This is a genomic window from Thermanaerothrix solaris (genome assembly GCF_032334255.1).
GTDB classification, from domain to species: Bacteria; Chloroflexota; Anaerolineae; order Anaerolineales; family Anaerolineaceae; genus Thermanaerothrix; species Thermanaerothrix solaris.
The window spans coordinates 678,900-695,934 of sequence record NZ_JAUHMF010000002.1 but is presented as its reverse complement, the minus strand read 5'-3'; the positions used below and the strand labels follow the sequence as shown (position 1 = coordinate 695,934).

General features: G+C 57.2%; 17 protein-coding genes. 10 read left to right on the top strand and 7 right to left on the bottom strand.

Translation table 11 applies throughout. The features are described from left to right. Positions 1-53: 53 nt before the first annotated feature. From QYE77_RS11440 to QYE77_RS11420, 5 genes are all read left to right on the top strand, one after another. The gene (locus QYE77_RS11440; protein ID WP_315625540.1) at positions 54-743 is read left to right on the top strand and encodes a response regulator transcription factor; all 690 of its coding nucleotides are present in this window, start codon (positions 54-56) and stop codon (positions 741-743) included. After that, positions 736-2,181 carry a sensor histidine kinase gene (locus QYE77_RS11435; RefSeq protein WP_315625539.1) on the top strand — a complete coding sequence of 482 codons (1,446 nt, stop codon included), beginning with the start codon at positions 736-738 and terminating at the stop codon, positions 2,179-2,181. Before QYE77_RS11440 ends, QYE77_RS11435 begins: the two co-directional genes overlap by 8 nt. Positions 2,182-2,270: 89 nt before the next feature. Further along, a complete protein-coding gene (locus tag QYE77_RS11430; RefSeq protein WP_315625538.1) occupies positions 2,271-2,834 on the top strand; it encodes an RNA polymerase sigma factor in 564 nt (187 codons plus the stop codon). Then, a complete protein-coding gene (locus QYE77_RS11425; RefSeq protein WP_315625537.1) occupies positions 2,815-3,921 on the top strand; it encodes a DUF5667 domain-containing protein in 1,107 nt (368 codons plus the stop codon). The genes QYE77_RS11430 and QYE77_RS11425 overlap by 20 nt, the downstream gene beginning before the upstream one ends. 68 nt (positions 3,922-3,989) lie before the next feature. Then, positions 3,990-5,681: an ABC1 kinase family protein gene (locus QYE77_RS11420; protein ID WP_315625536.1), complete on the top strand. Its 1,692-nt coding sequence runs from the start codon at positions 3,990-3,992 to the stop codon at positions 5,679-5,681. A 10-nt stretch (positions 5,682-5,691) separates the two neighbouring features. Here the strand turns inward: QYE77_RS11420 and QYE77_RS11415 are convergent, their stop codons facing one another. After that, positions 5,692-6,705: an LCP family protein gene (locus QYE77_RS11415; protein WP_315625535.1), complete on the bottom strand. Its 1,014-nt coding sequence runs from the start codon at positions 6,703-6,705 to the stop codon at positions 5,692-5,694. A 167-nt stretch (positions 6,706-6,872) separates the two neighbouring features. Here QYE77_RS11415 and QYE77_RS11410 point away from each other — a divergent pair, with 167 nt between their 5' ends. Together QYE77_RS11410 and QYE77_RS11405 are read left to right on the top strand one after the other, a co-directional pair. Beyond that, a complete protein-coding gene (locus QYE77_RS11410) occupies positions 6,873-7,664 on the top strand; it encodes a DUF364 domain-containing protein (protein ID WP_315625534.1) in 792 nt (263 codons plus the stop codon). 15 nt (positions 7,665-7,679) lie between these two features. After that, entirely contained in the window at positions 7,680-8,495 is an 816-nt protein-coding gene (locus QYE77_RS11405) for an HAD family hydrolase (protein ID WP_315625533.1), read from the top strand. Here the strand turns inward: QYE77_RS11405 and QYE77_RS11400 are convergent. From QYE77_RS11400 to QYE77_RS11375, 6 genes are read right to left on the bottom strand one after another with little or no spacing between them, the layout of a single operon-like run. Beyond that, complete coding sequence (locus QYE77_RS11400) at positions 8,492-9,331, bottom strand: energy-coupling factor ABC transporter ATP-binding protein (protein ID WP_315625532.1); 840 nt, start codon at positions 9,329-9,331, stop codon at positions 8,492-8,494. The genes QYE77_RS11405 and QYE77_RS11400 overlap by 4 nt on opposite strands. Next, on the bottom strand, positions 9,315-10,184 hold the full coding sequence (locus tag QYE77_RS11395) for an energy-coupling factor ABC transporter ATP-binding protein (protein WP_315625531.1): 870 nt from the start codon (positions 10,182-10,184) through the stop codon (positions 9,315-9,317). The genes QYE77_RS11400 and QYE77_RS11395 overlap by 17 nt, the downstream gene beginning before the upstream one ends. Beyond that, complete coding sequence (locus tag QYE77_RS11390; RefSeq protein ID WP_315625530.1) at positions 10,175-10,954, bottom strand: energy-coupling factor transporter transmembrane component T family protein; 780 nt, start codon at positions 10,952-10,954, stop codon at positions 10,175-10,177. Before QYE77_RS11390 ends, QYE77_RS11395 begins: the two co-directional genes overlap by 10 nt. Before the next feature lie 60 nt (positions 10,955-11,014). Next, positions 11,015-11,620 (bottom strand): ECF transporter S component, encoded by a 606-nt coding sequence (locus tag QYE77_RS11385; protein WP_315625528.1) that lies wholly within the window; start codon positions 11,618-11,620, stop codon positions 11,015-11,017. A 32-nt stretch (positions 11,621-11,652) separates the two neighbouring features. Then, positions 11,653-12,609: a nucleoside hydrolase gene (locus QYE77_RS11380; RefSeq protein WP_315625527.1), complete on the bottom strand. Its 957-nt coding sequence runs from the start codon at positions 12,607-12,609 to the stop codon at positions 11,653-11,655. 4 nt (positions 12,610-12,613) lie between these two features. Further along, a complete protein-coding gene (locus QYE77_RS11375; protein WP_315625526.1) occupies positions 12,614-13,030 on the bottom strand; it encodes a PPC domain-containing DNA-binding protein in 417 nt (138 codons plus the stop codon). A 130-nt stretch (positions 13,031-13,160) separates the two neighbouring features. Here QYE77_RS11375 and QYE77_RS11370 point away from each other — a divergent pair, with 130 nt between their 5' ends. From QYE77_RS11370 to feoB, 3 genes are all read left to right on the top strand, one after another. Beyond that, the gene (locus tag QYE77_RS11370; RefSeq protein ID WP_315625525.1) at positions 13,161-14,420 is read left to right on the top strand and encodes an MFS transporter; all 1,260 of its coding nucleotides are present in this window, start codon (positions 13,161-13,163) and stop codon (positions 14,418-14,420) included. A 150-nt stretch (positions 14,421-14,570) separates the two neighbouring features. Continuing rightward, positions 14,571-15,065, top strand: coding sequence for a Fur family transcriptional regulator (locus QYE77_RS11365; protein WP_315625524.1), 495 nt, complete (start codon positions 14,571-14,573; stop codon positions 15,063-15,065). Next, complete coding sequence (feoB, locus tag QYE77_RS11360; protein WP_315625523.1) at positions 15,016-16,998, top strand: ferrous iron transport protein B; 1,983 nt, start codon at positions 15,016-15,018, stop codon at positions 16,996-16,998. The genes QYE77_RS11365 and feoB overlap by 50 nt, the downstream gene beginning before the upstream one ends. Positions 16,999-17,035 lie beyond the last annotated feature (37 nt).

The following is a 17,035-nucleotide window of genomic DNA, read 5'->3' as shown; positions in this document are numbered from 1 at the left end:
AAAAATTTCATGCTTTCTTCACATCTTGCCCTTAAAATCATTGAGGTATGGAGATGAAGAAAATTCTGGTCGTAGATGATGAACCGCAGATTGTCCGCGTGATTCGGGTTTACCTGGAACGGGCTGGTTTTCAGGTTATTCCCGCTGCCAACGGCGAAGAAGCGCTGAGCCTCTTTCGTCGCGAGCGCCCTGATTTTGTCATCCTTGATCTAAATCTGCCAGGCATGGATGGGCTGGACGTGGCACGGGCAATCCGGCGCGAATCCAATGTGCCGATTCTCATGTTGACCGCTCGCGTAGAAGAAGTGGATCGCATCACCGGCCTGGAATTGGGCGCCGATGATTATGTGACGAAACCTTTCAGTCCCCGTGAGATTGTCGCTCGGGTGCGCGCCATTTTCCGCCGTGCCGCCGAAACGCCCACCGAGACCGAACGGCTACGCGTAGGAAACCTTGAGATTGATCTGGTGCAACATACCGTCACCGTGGATGGTAAGCCGGTGAACCTGACCCCCACCGAATTCGCCCTGCTGGTGACCTTAGCGCGTCATCCGCGGCGCGTGTTCACCCGCTTGCAGTTGCTGGAAAACGCCCTTGGCACCGATTACCCGGGTTATGAACGCACCATAGATGCCCACATTAAAAACCTGCGCGCCAAGATCGAGCCCAACCCGCGTCGTCCCACCTACATTCAGACCGTCTTCGGTGTCGGCTACAAACTGGAGGTCGCCGAGGATGCCTAGTCGTCTGTATTTGAAGTTAGTGGCCGCCTTTTTAGGGGTTTTGCTCTTGGTCGCGATACTTACCGTCGTGCTCACCCGCCGCGCCACCCGCCTGGCTTTCGGCACCTACACCGAACGCAGTGCACAGGCCTGGGCACAGCGGCTGGCGCCGGTCTTAGCCGATTACTACCAGCGCACCGGTTCCTGGGAGGGGATTGACATGTTTCTGCACATGGCCGAGATGTGGCCGCGAGGGCGCATGGGCCAGGGCATGATGGGCAACAATGGTGGTCACATGACACCTCTCCAAACCACCTTGCTCGGGCGTGTGTTAGCCCAGCGCCTGGTGCTGGTGGATGCTAACGGACGCGTGGTTCTCGACACCCAGGGGCTGTGGGAAGGCCAAACCGCTCCAGCCGAGGCAATGGGGCTGGGCGCGCCGATTCGCGTTGGGAACACTCAGGTCGGCACACTCCTGGTCTTACCGGCCGGTGTAGCGGGGGTGGTAACCCTGGAAAGCGAGTTCTTAAACGCAGTCAACCGTGCCGTGCTTGGAGCCGTGATTATCGCCAGTGTCGTGGCACTGATTCTGGTGGCACTCATTGTCTATCGCATCATTGCCCCCCTGCGCCGCCTTCAACAGGCCGCTCAAGCGATTGCCGAAGGTGATCTCTCCCAGCGCGTCCCGGTTGCTACCCAGGATGAGATCGGCGCAGTCTCGATGGCATTTAATGAGATGGCCACCAGTCTGGAACGGGCGGAAAAAGCCCGCCGCCAGATGGTTGCCGATGTGGCCCATGAACTGCGCACCCCTCTGGCTGTGCTCCAGGCTAATCTAGAAGCCATGCAAGACGGCGTTCTTCCGATGGATTTGGAGCAGGTTCAAGTGCTCTATGACCAGGTACAGTTGCTCAACCGCCTGGTGGCCGATCTGCGCCTGCTCTCGCTGGCCGAATCCGGTCACCTCACATTAGAAAAACAACTTACCGAATTGTTCCCCCTAGTGCAGAAAGTCGTCGGGCAGTTTGAGGCCGCCGCAGCCCAAAAAGCCGTTCGCCTGACGATAACCGCACCGGATAACCTGCCTGCCCTCCCCCTCGATGCACAGCGCATTCAACAGGTACTTGCTAACTTGCTCGATAATGCCCTGCGCTACACCCCGGAGGGTGGGGAAATCCGCATTGAAATCACCCCAGACCAAAACCAGCACAGGATTGTGGTCGCTGTTAGCGATACTGGCCCGGGCATCCCGCGTGAGGATTTGTCCCACGTGTTTGAGCGCTTCTACCGCGCCGATAAATCCCGCGCCCGCAGTAGCGGCGGTTCCGGCTTGGGATTGGCCATTGTTAAACAACTCGTCCAATTGCATGGGGGCGAGGTACACGCCGTCAGCCCTATTTACACCGACTCGCAGGGGCGGGGTTATGGCACGCGCCTGGAATTTACCTTGCCCTTTTAGTGCTCCGGGCACAAACGGCAAACTCAGATTCGTCTTGGTACCCAGGCATATCTTTAAGGCGGTTTCGGCGTCTAATCCATAGAAAAAAAATGGCTTCGCCAAGCGAACAAGAATGGTTGCAGTCAGCACAACGCTTTGACCCCGAGACGTTGGGGGCAATTTATGATTTTTACAGCCCCCGCCTCTATGCCTATGCCATGCGCCTTTTGGGCAACCGCGATTTGGCCGAAGAATGCGTTGCTGAAACATTCGCCCGCTTTCTGCACGCCCTTCATATCGGGCGTGGGCCGCAGCAGCACCTTCAGGCTTATCTTTACCGCACCGCCCACAACTGGATTACCGACCGTTATCGCCGCCAACCACCGCCGACCCTCAATGCCGATGACGTGGATCTGAGCACAAGCACGCCCAACCCCGAAGCCGACCTGGAAGCCGCCTGGATGCGCCAGCGTCTGCGCCGTGCCCTGTGGCAGTTAACACCCGACCAACGCCAGGTCATTCTGCTGCGCTTTGTTGAAGATCTGGATAACGAAACCGTGGCGGCCGCTCTGCAAAAACCGGTCGGCGCGGTTAAAGCCCTCCAACATCGTGCCCTGGCTGCCTTGCGGCGAATTTTAGAGCGAGAGGTGGAAAATGTCCCCAGTCCATCCTGATCCTCAACCTGATCCCGAAGTACGGGCTCATCTGGACACATTGCGCACCATCCCCCCACGCGATCCTGCAGTCGCCGCGCATGCCCGCCAGGCTTTTCTGGAACAAGCGCGCCAACTATCCGTATCTGCGCGCCCCGAACGGCGTCTGAATCGGTGGAATGTCTTTTGGAGTGGCTTACTCTATCCCAAAAAGGAGGTATCCCCGATGTTCAGCGCCTTAACCACTATCTTGCTCGTTGTGTCCTTGCTACTGGGCGGTAGCGGAATCACTGTGGCAGCAGCCCAAGCCAGTTTACCCGATGACCCGCTCTACCCGGTCAAAACCTGGAGCGAAGATTTGCGCAGCGAAATCACGCGTGATCCGCAGGCGCGCCTCAACCTCAGCCTGGAACTGGCCGAGCGCCGCACTGCCGAAATCGCCCAAATGGTGGCTCGGGATGAGGTTCCTCCCGAACCCGTCCTACTGCGGTTGCAAACCCACCTCCAAACAGCCCTGCAGTTAGCTGCTGCCCAGAACGATGCCCAAGCCATTCAGGCCCTGGAGCGCATCCGCCAACGCCTGGAAGTACAATATCAGCGTTTGTTGCAACAGGCCAATGTGACCAATCCTATGGCTCAAGCCGTGCTGGCACGCACCCGCGCCATGATTCAGACTCATTTGCAAGCCGTGCAAGAAGGCTTGCAAGATCCGCAAACCCTGCGCCAACGCCTGCGCCAGGGCATGCCCGAGACCGTGCCACCCCGAAATCAACGACCGGGCGGTAACCCCTGGACCCAGGATACCCCCACCCCCGGCAGCGGCTACGGCAGCGGGCAAGGTGGCAACCCCTGGACCCAGGACACCCCCACCCCCGGCAGTGGCTATGGCAGCGGACAGGGTGGCAACCCCTGGACGCAGGATACCCCCACCCCCAGCAGCGGTTATGGCGGTGGGCAAGGTGGCAACCCATGGACGCAATATACCCCCACTCCCGGTAGTGGGTATGGACCTGGCCCCGGTCCCGAGGCCACCTGCACTCCAGGCAGCGGGCCAATGATACCAACCGCTCAGCCACCGCGCCAGGGAAATGGCCCCGCACGCCCTTGATTTAACGGTTTAGTTTTCCCAAATCACCAACGCCGCCCCGTTTCTCCATGCCCGGGGCGGCGTTGACGTTGAATGCTATAATCTTTACGATGCTACGCGCGCGCTATCGTCGCATTTTGCGTTTCTTTGCCGGGGTCATCCTCCACATCCTGGCCTGGGATATCCTACTTCCCCGCTTGGGGCTGGGAAAACTGGCGCGCACGTCCCGCTCGCAACGTTTTCGCCACCTTGCCGCCACGTTCCGCCAATTGGCCATCCAATTGGGTGGGGTGATGATCAAAGTCGGGCAGTTTCTTTCTACCCGGATTGATGTCCTACCCCCCGAAATCACCGAAGAACTCAGTGGCCTGCAAGACGAAGTGGCGCCGGAACCTTTCGAGGCCATTCGCAAGATGGTTGAGGGCGAATTTGGGACGGCATTAGAAGCACAATTTCTGGCCTTCGAGGAGACCCCACTGGCTGCCGCGTCCATCGGGCAAGTGCACCGCGCTCTGCTTAACCCACCCGCTACAGCCCCTGATCCAACACCGCTGGCTGTGGTGGTCAAAGTGCAGCGCCCCAACATCCCAATGTTGGTCGAAACGGATCTACGAGCGCTTAAAGTGGTTGCACGCTGGGTCAATTGGTTTCCACCGGTCAGGCGGCGGGCCAATGTGCCTGCGTTGGTCGAGGAATTCAGCCGCATATTACATGAAGAAATAGATTATCTGAGTGAGGCACGCCATGCCGAAATTTTTGCGGCCAACTTTGCCGGACACACTGAGGTGCGCATTCCCAAGGTCTACTGGGAATATACCACCCGCCGCGTCTTGACCCTGGAAGATGTTGGGGACATCAAAATCACGGATTACATGGCCATTGAGGCGGCGGGGATTGATCGCGCCCAAGTCGCCAAGCGTCTGATCGCCACCTACCTCAAACAAATCTTTGAAGACGGCTTCTTCCATGCCGATCCGCATCCCGGTAATCTCTTCGTCCATCCCCTGCCGGTAGAGGCTGAGGATGGCGAGCCAACCCAACCGGCCTGGCAACTGGTGTTTGTTGATTTTGGCATGACCGGCACCGTCCCACCCGACCTGATGGACGCGCTGCGTGAGGTATTGATCGGGGTGGCCAGCCGAGACGCAGCCCGCCTGGTGCAAGCCTACCAAAGGATGGGGATTCTGCTCCCCTCCGCCGATCTAAGACTGATCGAAAAAGCCACCCAAGAGGTCTTTGACCGCTTTTGGGGCAAGACGCTGGCGGAAATCAGCATGAGCCAAGACGAGGTGTTAACCCTCCTGGTAGAATTCCGCCAATTACTCTACCAGATGCCGTTCCAGCTCCCTCAAAACCTGCTTCTCTTAGGACGCTGCCTCTCGATTTTAAACGGAATCTGCCTGGGGCTGGATCCGCAATTCAATGTGTGGGAAAGCGTTGTCCCCTATGCCGAACGGCTGATGCGCGCCGAGCAAGAGAGCTTGCTGCGCCCCCTACTCAAAACCTCGCTGCAAATGCTGCGCACCCTGGTCAGTTTGCCTCAGCGCGCCGATGCTGTCCTCACCCGACTTGCCCAGGGACGTCTGGAGGTCAGCGACCCCACCGCGCAAAGGCAGTTGGAGCGCCTGGAACGGTCAACTCGTCAGATCAGCACAGCATTAATCTTCATGGCCCTTATGCTCAGTGCGACCCAACTGGCACTCCATGACCGCTACCTCGTTGCAGCGCTAGCCGGATTGGGTGCTCTGATTGCCCTGGTTTTAGCCTTGCTTCCGCGCTAAGGGGATCCCCTTACGAACCAAACATGTCCTGCACCATGGGACGAATCACCTCCCAATTGGGCAAGAGCACGTTGGCACCACCGCTAGTGGTAAAGGGTGTCACCATTTCTCGCCCCAACACATGGGTTTCGATGCCGTCCGGACCAGCGCGTAATAGGGCCAGCGCCAGCCGCGGCCATAACCAGGTCGGGACGTTCGTATCCACCACCTGGGTTGCTGCCAATAACACCGCCGGGATGCGTGGCCAGGAGGACGGTTTGAGCATTTGGCGAAAAGCGGCTTTGAGCAACAACTGTCCATGTGCCATGCGGAAGAAATCATCACTGCCGGTGCGATTGCGCACAAAGGCCAACGCCTGTTCACCATTCAAGTGGTGCTGCCCGGCATCCAAGCCTGCCATGGGTTCCGGAAGGTCTAGCGTGATCCCGCCCATCGCATCCACCAGCGCCACAAAGCCCTCAAAACGCACTCGGGCATAAAAAGGAACGTTGAGGCCAAAGTTGTAACGCAGCGTTTCCTGTAATGCCCGAGGGCCACTGCCGGGCACTTTGGCCTCGGCAAAGAAATGCGCCGTATTGATGCGATTCTCGCCCTCACCGGGGATCGTGACCCACAAATCGCGCGGTATGGAAAGCAGGCGCACGCGTGGTTGCAACGGTTCAATTCCAACCAGGATAATCGTATCGGTGCGGGCGACCATGCTTCCTTCCGGAGCGCGATCAATGCCCATCAACAGGATGCGCGTCTGGAACGGGGTCAGGAAATAGGCCGCAAAAAAAGCCACCACCGGGATCAGAAGCAAAGCCAGACACCCCAACCCGCGTTGGCGGCGCTTTTTTAGCGGCACCGGCTGAAAACGTGCCATGGGTTCGGTCAGACGCGGCCGTGTTTTTTCACTCGCCGGCTCGCGCCCCGGAACCGGTTGAGTTAAGTCAGGGTCGTGCCAATTTTCTATCATAGCGGTGTGCAATTTTACCCCAAATTGTTTCTCGGCACAAACCTTATGTTTTGCCAGGACATCCACGTCATCCCCCCACACACCCCAAGTCCAGGGATGGCGGTCTATGTTTTCCTCCTCCTGCGAATTGTAATTTCTCTAAAATCCACCAGCATCGCGAGCCTTTTCCTAACCTGGTCATCCTTTCTTGGGCTATAATCGGCACGGAATTATTTCAACCCCAGGAACGTCGTATGACTACTTCCCGCATCATCAATGCCTTGCTGGCCGATTTGCCCGCTTCACCCATCCCGGTGCGCGGGGTATATGTCGGTGTGCACTGGACCATGGTCTGTTCACGGCGTTGCGGCTTAGCCGCCACGATGACCGCAACCGAGGCCCCGCACGGCAGTTATCGCGTGCGCGATGTCGGGCGGCTGCACACCAAGAGCGCCCAGGAACTAGCCACCTGGTTGACCTCTGCAAATCCCCTCGAGGCCAGCATCGGCCTGGCCGCCTATAATTCCCTCTTATCCCTGGAGGGACTGCCGTTTCAAGAGCTCAACGCTGCCGAGGTGCTCAAGCACCGCGGCGCCGGGCGTAATGTAGCCATCATCGGGCACTTTCCATTTGTCAATGACCTGCGCCCTTTAGCCCGCAACCTGTGGGTGCTGGAACGCCATCCTGCCCCCGGTGATTTGCCGGCCAGCGCAGCCCCCGAGGTCTTACCTCACGCCGAGGTGATCGCCATCACCGCCACTACCCTGATTAACCACACCCTGGAAGACTTGCTGGCATTATGCCCTCCCCAGGCCTGGATGATGCTGCTTGGTCCAAGTACCCCTTTGACCCCACGCCTGTTTGAATTCGGCTTCGCCATGCTTTCCGGCGCCCGCGTCGAGGATGAAGCCGCTGCCTTGCTCACCATTCAGCAAGGGGCCGCCTTCCCTCAGGTGCAGGGGGTACGCTTGCTCACCCTATCCAGCGAAAACGTGAATTCTGACCCCCATGGTTCTGGGGTAAAATCGGGGACGACACCTCCCTAGCCAAGGATTTTCTTTATGTCAACCCCCCTAGTGTTGAGCATTGACCTGGACGGCACGCTTCTAATTGAAGAGCGCGAGGTACACCCCAAGGATGCTGACTTGCTTCGCCGGCCTTTACCTGTCACCTTGGTGTTTGCGACCGGTCGCTCGCTGGAAAGCGCACGGCGGGTGTTAGAACGCGCCGGTCTCTACCGGGATGAACCCCTGCCCTTCCCCCTGGTATTGCAAAACGGGGCTGCCATCTACCGCCCCGGCGAAGTCCTGGAAGACTATTTCCCCATCCCTCCCGAGGCTGAGGCCTATTTACACGCGCTGGTGCCTCAATTCCCGGGGGCTGCTTTCCTGTGGCAAGGACTGGATGGGGCGTATCTGGAAGAGATTACGCCGTTTGGCTTGCAGGCCGCCGAGCGTTTTGGTTTCCTTCCTCGCCCGCTGAGCGAAGCGCCAAAAGGGCCGGGCTTCGGTAAACTGATGTGCCTCTCCGATCAGCCCGAGGTATTAGCCGCATTTGCCAAAGCCACCCGTGATCTGCCGGTTGAAGGTAGTTATAGTCTGGATGTCATCTACGAGGTCACCCGCCAGGGCGTCAATAAGGGTTTTGGGTTACGGGCTCTGTTACCCCGCCTGGGCCTGAAACAGGTCAAAATTGTGGCTGTCGGCGATGGTGACAATGACGTCCCCATGTTTGCCTGTGCCGACCTGGCTATTGCGCCTCTTAATGCTTCGCCCCTGGCCCGGGCTCATGCGCACCACCTTATAGATCGTCAACCCCAGGGTCTGCTTGCACCTATCTTTGACCTGCTACATGCTAAGGGATGGCTAAACGCTTAGCCTTCACGCTCTGTAGGCGATCTCCGGAGATGATCTAAACGGTGGCGTAAGGCGTCCAGGAATTGAGCAGGGGTACAAACCGTTTGCTCAAACCCCAACCGCATCCCCAAGCGGGTCAACTGGGGTGGCTCGACATAGGTTTGCGCCAGGACATCCACTTTTCCCAGCACGATTTCTTTGGGCCCATCGGCCAGCACCCGCCCTTGCCCCATCACCACCACTCGCTCAAAGTTCTCGGCACAGAAATCAATATCATGGGTGATAGTGATAATCGTCTTCTGGCGCTGGACAAGGGCCTCAAGAATATGTTCTATCCGGTGGATGGTTCGCGCATCCTGCCCAGTGGTCGGCTCATCAAAGATGACAATCGGGGTATCCATCGCGATCACCGAAGCCAAAGCAACCATCTTACGCCAGGAAGGTGAAAGATCATAGGGATTCACCTCGGCCTTGTCGGTTAATTCAGCCAAGCGCAATGCATCCTCCACCAACTGCTTGACCCGCTCCAAGGGATACCCCAAGTTACGTGGGCCAAACGCCACCTCCTCGGCTACGGTGCGGCAAAAGAGTTGATCGTCCGGATTTTGAAAGACATAACCCACTCGTTGGGCTAAACGATGTACCTCCACCTGAGAAGTATCCCAATCTCCGATCAGCACGCGCCCCTGAGTAGGACGTAGCAAGCCGTTGAGATGCTTGACCAGAGTCGTCTTACCAGCACCATTCTGCCCCACGATCGCCACCCGTTCGCCGGGTTCAATGGTCAAAGAGACCCCGCGCAGCGCTTCGACCCCGCTGGGATAGGTGAAATGCAGATCCTCAACGCTGATGCGCATGGGCTTCCTCCAAAGCGCTAAAACCGACTGCGGCTTCTTCCAGCGTTACCGGCAGGCGTCGTTGCGGCGGCCAGAGCCCTTCCTCGGCGGCGCGGCGAGCGACAGCGGTATAACGTGAGATCCCTATCCCATATTCCGGTAAACGCGGATCGGTAAGTACCTCCGTCGGTTTGCCACTGGCGATCACCTCGCCGTCAGCAAGCGCGATGACCCGATCGGCATACTCCGCAATCCATTCCACCTTGTGTTCCGCCATCACGATGGTCACACCCTGGTGTGCTAAGCGACGAATGACCTGAAAAACCTCGCGGGAACCGATGGGATCCAGTTGAGAGGTGGGTTCGTCTAGGACCAGCACCTCCGGCTGCATCACCAGGATCGAAGCCAAGGCCACCCGTTGTTGTTGCCCGCCCGAAAGGGCATAGGGCGAACGATTGGCTAAATCGGTGATGCCAGTCAGTGCCATCACTTCCTCCACCCGCCGCCGCATTTCTTCGCGAGGCACGCCGATGTTTTCCAAGCCAAAAGCAATTTCCTCATAAACCGTAAATTTTGCCCCCGAAATCTGGTTGAACGGATTCTGGAACACCAATCCTACCTTGAGCACCCAATCTTCCAATCGTACCTGACGGATATCCTGTCCGGTCACCCGAACCTCACCTTGTAAATCGCCCTTAAAAAAGTGAGGCACAAATCCGGCCAGGGTGTAACAGAGGGTGGATTTACCCGCCCCATTCGGCCCTATGAGTGCTACGAACTCCCCGGCTTCGACGTCCAGGCTGACCCCGCGCAAGGCAGGATGATCACTGGCCGGGTAGGTATAGGTCAGGTGATGGATTTCAATTACGGCCATAGCCACTGACTCCCAACTGCCAGGATAAGCGCGACCAGGCATAACCAGCGCAACGCCCGCTCCAACGGGCGGTCTTCGATCTCGACCAAACTGGTCTTAGGACGCGAGGAACGGAAACCCCGTGCCTCAATCGCAATGGCACGTTCCTCGACATCCACCAGGGAACCGAAGACCAGCGGTCCCACAAGGGGTAAAAGCGCTCGAATACGCCGCCCCAAACTACCGCTGGTATCCAGCCCACGCGAGCGCTGGGCATCAAGTATGGTCGCGGCCTTGGCCTGCATTTGCGGGATGATCTGCAGAGTCGAGGCCAGGATATAGGCTACCGAAGCCGGTAACCCGCGCTGGGTAAGATCTAGTAGCAGCACTCCGGGATGGGTGGTGAGAAGGAGCAAGAGGAACGAAGAGACCATCACCAAAACCCGTGTCGCGGTGAGAAAGGCAAAGCGTACCCCCTCTAATTTGACGGCAAAGATCCAGAAGCCAAAGAGCACTGTTTTGCCTCCGGGGTAAAACAGGCTTTGCATGACAAAGAGGAACGCAAACAGTGGCAAGAGCAGATTCAGCGTCGTGCGCAGAAACTCCCGCCCCACCTGCCCTAAAAAGGACAACGGCAATAAGATAAGCACGAAGATTAAACTGGGGAGGAATAGCCCGCGCCCTAGAAAGGCCACCAGAATCAGCGTGAATGCCACCACCAGTTTGGTGGTTGGATTCAAACGATGGAGCGGGCTATTCCGTTCCAAATAAAACGAGAGGCGCTCAACCATGCTTCAGCCAGGCCTTGAAAACGTAAATGATGAAGCCCAAGGTAAACACTAGGGCTTCGCTTAGGCTTGTTTGGGCATGACGTTCTCAGCCCGCGGAAAGCGCATCAGGTAACGGCGAGACAGGCCACGGATGATGGCATAGGCGAGCAGCGCCGTCGCAATCTTATCCACCGGTTCCACCAGGAAGTTGGTGCTTAACACCGCGCTGACTAAATCGCGCCCGGTCTGGAGTAAGAACGCGGTAATAAACGAGGAGCCGCTGGCTGTGATCCCACCATAAAGATATACCGCGATAGGCGTTGAGACGATCGCAGCCGTGATCGCAACCAGAAAGCCCGTGATCACCACGCCCCACCAGGTGCGGAAAAGTCCAAAATGGGCACACCAACCTGAAACAAATCCGATGAACAGGGCTACCGGGAACCAGGGGAACGCATTGGGATCAATAAGCAAGCCCCAGATGATGTTGGAAAGCGTCCCTGTCAGTGCACCAGCCCACGGCCCGCAAATCGCCCCGACCAGCACTGTGCCAATGGAATCCAGATAAACCGGTAGTCGGAGCAGGACCACAATTTGCCCAATGACCACATTGATGGCGATCGCGACCGGGATAAGAACCAGGGTCATGGTATTGAAATCCTTCTTGATCGAATCAATCAGTTTCATCGTGTCCTCCTTGGGGGATGGTAAGACCAGGATTAAGCCGGGATGGACCGACAAAGGTAGGCCATCCGCTCTACAAACAGATTGATAAAGCGCGCATGATCAACAGTTAGTGCCACCTCCATATTGGATGATTTGCCGGTCATGCGGTAAAAGTCAGCAAAGGTCTTGCCCATGCTGACCCCACCGCTGATGTCCACATCCACAAAATGAGCCTCCGTACCGACCAGATCCGGCGCAAAGGCTACTGCCAGCGCCAGCGGATCATTAATCACACACCCCTCAATCTGCTGATAGGCGTCATGAAATTCCATGTAGAACCGCGTCGCATCCGCAATGAACTGCGCGACCGGAGACTCAAACGACAGCAAATAATTCACATGTTCTGGTTTGAGCACCACCTGATAAGTGACGTCCAGTGGCACCAGGGTGATGGGCAGGCCGGAGTGATACACAATGTGAGCCGCGTGCGGATCACAATAGACGTTAAACTCAGCCAGAGGAGTAGTATTGCCCTGGTGGCGAATCGCACCCCCCATGATGATCACGCGCCGTAACCAGTGTACGAGGCGTGGCTCCCGCCGCAATGCCATCGCCAGATTGGTCAACGGCCCCAAGGCCACCAACGTGATCTCACCCGGTGCAGAGCGCGCCGTCTCGATGATTAAATCCATGCCATGGCGCGGGTCGGGTTGCCGGGTTGGTTCTGGCAAGCGGGCATAACCCAGCCCAGTGTCGCCGTGTGTTTCTGGGGCTAAAAGTAGGGGCTGCACCAGCGGGCGTTCCATGCCGCGCGCCACCGGGATCTGCGGTGCGTGCACCAGATCCAGCACAGCCAGAGCATTGCGTACTCCTTGATCCACAGCACAGTTACCAAACACCACACTGATACCCTCAACCTGCACCTCGGGGGAAGCCAGCGCCAATAAAATTGCCAGCGCATCATCAATGCCAGGGTCGGTATCTATCAGAATGCGCACGGGTTCAGCCATTGTCTCAATCTCCCTCGCTCACCACAAAGAGTTCGTCATAGCCGCTCTCAGGGTCAAAACGGCGCTCAAACCTTACCCCTGGTAAGATACCCAGGGCAATTTCCGCGGTGGTGTACACCAGACTGCCCTCCATGAGGTGACCGCCCAGGGTTTGACCTAAGGAATCGGAAATTGCAATATGATAATGTGACCCATGAACGGAAAGGGTGCCGGTCAGGGAAACAATCTCAAATTTACCTTCGTACACCGTGGGACCGGGCTGGTTGGCCAGACGCAGTGCGGCGCGCTGTAAACTCCCCACACACGTCAAGACCACAGCCGCCTGAATGGCGTTTTCATGCGCCCAGGAATCAAGGGACTGTTTGAGATCCTGGCCCGGGCGTAACCGCAAGGCGACGACTTGAAGCGGAACGGTATTCATGCTGGCAATGTCCAATCCACGGGGGTAATAAGAAAGGCAAAACCAGGAAAACCAACTGTGACTATAATTATACCAACGCTATCCATACGACCAGTTTTTAGGGAGTGAAATTCCCCCGGCGAGGATGTTCATGAAACGATTCGATCGGTCCGTATTGCAAGCTCTCTCCCCCACCCTGGTTCTCTTTATGTTTGCAATGATCCTGGCGAACATTGCCTCACGCATGGAATCCCCCATGCTGTCGCTCTATTTACGCAACCTCGGTGCCAGCGTGGAGCAGGTCGGGCTGTTCTTTACCATCGGCATGTTTGCCCCTCTCCTTTTGCAGGTCTTCGGCGGTTGGATCTCGGACTCGCTGGGTTACTTGCGCACCATCGCCATCGGAAGCCTGATCGGTTTGATTGGCTCACTGTGGCTGCCGTTTGTCCCCTCGTGGGAATGGGCTCTGGTGGCAATCATTGCAGCGGCCATCTCTAGTGCGCTGATCACCCCCACCTTCCGCGCCTTCATCGCCGAGCATACGAGCGAAAATAACCGCGGCAAGGTATATGGGTTATTCGATGGTGTTTTCGGCATTGTTAACATCCTCGGACCGTTCCTGGGGGGCTTTCTGGCGGACCGATTAAGTTTCCGCGGGATGCTGTTGGTTGCAGCGGGGTTTTACGTGGTGGCGACCATCATCCGCGTGAGCATGAGCCGCCGCGCCCGCGCCGCAGCCCAAGAGCCGGAGGGACGCCTTAACTTCAGCCAACTCAAGTCCAACCTGGCGCAGATGATCAGCCTGGCTACCGCCGGCACCCTGATGACCTGGATTCTCGTCTTCGACGGGCTGCAGGATTTCAGTTTTCGCCTCAGCGATCAGTTCTACCCGATCTACCTAAAAGATCTCTACGGCTATACAACCACCAGCGTCGGCTCGCTCTATACCATTATGGGCATCGCCGCGGCGTTATTTAATACCGCCGGTGGCTGGATTTCTGACCGCTTCGGCGAACGTTGGGGCCTGGTGGGTGGATTGGGTATCTTTGCCGCCGCGACCGTCCTCTTCCTGGGCGGGCCAGCGTTCCCCCTCCAAGCCTTGGTTTGGGGCATGTTTGGTTTAGGGCAAGCGCTCTATGCCCCGGCCTTCAATGCCCTGATCTCCAAAGTTGCCCCACGCCATCTACGCGGCCTGGCCTTCGGATTGCTCTCAACCACTTTAGGTCTCTTTTCCCTTCCGGCACCCTACCTCGGCGGCCTGATGTGGGAAAACTGGAGCCCTTACTGGCCATTCATCATCAACGCCGTTATGTTGGTGATCACCCTACCGATCATATGGATTACCGTCCGCCCGCAACGCATCCAACAGGAACAAAGCCGCGCTACGGCGTTGCTAAAAGAACGCGCTTGAGCCTAAACAAAAAGACCGCTTTCCAGCCCCTTGCTGATATGTGACATTTTGCACCGAGCAAGGGGATAAACCACACTTCATTCCTAGGGGGAGAATCACCTAAAATTAGGGCGATCTTGTTGCAAATCATTTGCAATAAAAGGCAACCCAATGGACTGGATCGCTCAAGTTACCGAACGTTTGCGCGCCACCGGCGGGCGTATGACCTCCCAGCGCCGCCTGATCCTGGAAACTCTGGCTCAGTGCACTGATCATCCCACGGCAGAAGAAGTCTACCGACGCGCCCGCCAGCGTGCCCCAGACCTAAATCTTTCAACCGTTTACCGCACGTTACGCTGGCTGGAAGAATTGGGCGTGGTCGGTTCTCAGCGCTTTGAAGGCGAACGCCCGCAGGACCGGTTTGATCCGGCCATTTCTGCTAATCCCGATCACCATCACTTTCGCTGTCGCCTGTGCAATACCATCATTGAATTTCCGGCGCCGCTATTAGAAATACTCAAGCGCGATTTCATCGCCCATTATGGGGGGAGTATTGAAAGCGCCTCGTTGATTTTTTATGGGTTGTGTCAATCTTGTTTACAAAAGGTGGAATCTTATGGCCCATTGTCATTCAACCCCGATGCCATCCTCGATCACACGCGATGACCATGCGCGCATTTTGCTGGTCGGTAACCCGAATGTTGGTAAGTCGGTTCTTTTCCACCAATTAACCGGGCAATATGTAACGGTTTCGAATTACCCCGGCACCACGGTTGAGGTTGCCCAGGGTAACTTGCGCCATCACCCCGAGTGGTTAGTCATAGATACCCCTGGAATCGTCACATTTCCGGCACGCAGTGAAGATGAAGAAGTTACCGTGCGCGCCCTACTGGATGAACACGTTGGTGCCGTGATCCAGGTGGGGGACGCCAAGAATCTACAGCGCACCCTGCACTTAACTTTACAACTGGCTGAACTCGGGTTGCCCCTCGTACTGGCGCTCAACATGCTGGACGAAGCTCAGGCGTTCGGGGTTAAGTTGGATTTGGAACCGCTCAGCCGTACTTTAGGCGTGCCAGTGGTAACCACCGTTGCTACCCGCGGTCAAGGGGTGGATGATCTGCTCCACGCCCTGGAGCGAGTTCAACCGGCATTAATTCATCTCACCTATTCCCCCGCGGTTGAAGAAGCCGTACAAGCCGTTATACCCCTTCTCCCCACCGCCCCCATCTCTGCCCGGGGATTAGCCCTGCTTTTCCTGAGCGGAGAAAACGGTGTCCTCGCCTGGTTGCGAGCCCACCTTGATCCTGCCTCATTTGAACGCCTGGAAGGCATCCGCCAGGATTTACAATCTCGCCTGTCAGAACCGGTTGCCAGTGTGCTCCAGAGGACGCGTGATCAGGTCATTCGCGGTTTGATCAATCAGGTTTGGCACCAGGACCAACCTCAACACGAGCCATTCAATGTGCGCCTGGGGCGCTTAGCCACCCACCCCCTGTGGGGCATCCCCATCCTGGCGCTGGTGCTCTACGGTCTCTACTGGTTTGTAGGCGTGTTCGGCGCCGGTACCCTGGTGGGGTTTTTGGAAGAAACGCTCTTTGGTCAGATCATCAACCCCTGGATCGTCAGCCATCTAACGCGTTGGATGCCCTGGCCGTTCTTACAACAAATGCTGATCGGTGAATACGGCCTATGGACCATGGGCGTAACCTATGCCCTGGCGCTGCTTTTGCCGATTGTGGTCACCTTTTTTATCGCGTTCGGAGTCCTTGAGGATTCAGGATATCTACCGCGCCTGGCAGTGCTGACCAATCAGTTTTTCAGCCGCATCGGCCTGAATGGCCAGGCTGTGCTCCCCATGGTACTCGGGCTGGGTTGCGTAACCATGGCAACCATGACTACGCGCATCCTCAGCCGCCCCCGTGAGCGCATCCTGGTGACCTTCTTGCTCGCTCTTGCCATCCCCTGCTCAGCCCAATTGGGCGTGGTGATGGGCATGCTGGCCGGCATCTCATTTGGTGCTACTCTGATCTGGGCAACGGTGGTGGTGATCGTCTTGCTCATTGTTGGCTGGCTGGCAGCACAGGTCTTACCCGGTGAACGCACTCCCTTGATCGTGGAACTCCCGCCTTTGCGCTGGCCGGTGCTCTCCAATGTGCTGATCAAAACCCTGGCACGTCTGGAATGGTATATCAAAGAGGCGGTGCCCCTGTTCCTGCTGGGAACTTTCCTGCTCTTCCTGTTGGACTGGTTCCACCTTTTACCCGGCATTATTCACCTCGCCGAACCGGTGGTAACCCACTGGTTGGGTCTTCCACCCGAAGCTGCTGCGGCCTTTTTGGTCGGATTTTTGCGCCGCGATTTTGCTGCCACCAATCTTTTCGTCATGGAATCCCGCGGTTTGCTCTCCCCGATTCAGGTCGTAGTCGCCATGGTAACAATTACCCTCTTTGTGCCCTGCATCGCCAGCGTGTTTATGATGATTAAAGAGCGCGGGTTAAAGACGGCGCTGGGGATGCTGGCTTTTATTTTTCCCTTCGCGTTATTCGTGGGCGGTGCGTTGTACCGCTTGCTTACCCTGGTAGGATGGCATGGCTGATCCTCTTCCCGCCCCACAGCTCACCGAAGAGACCTGG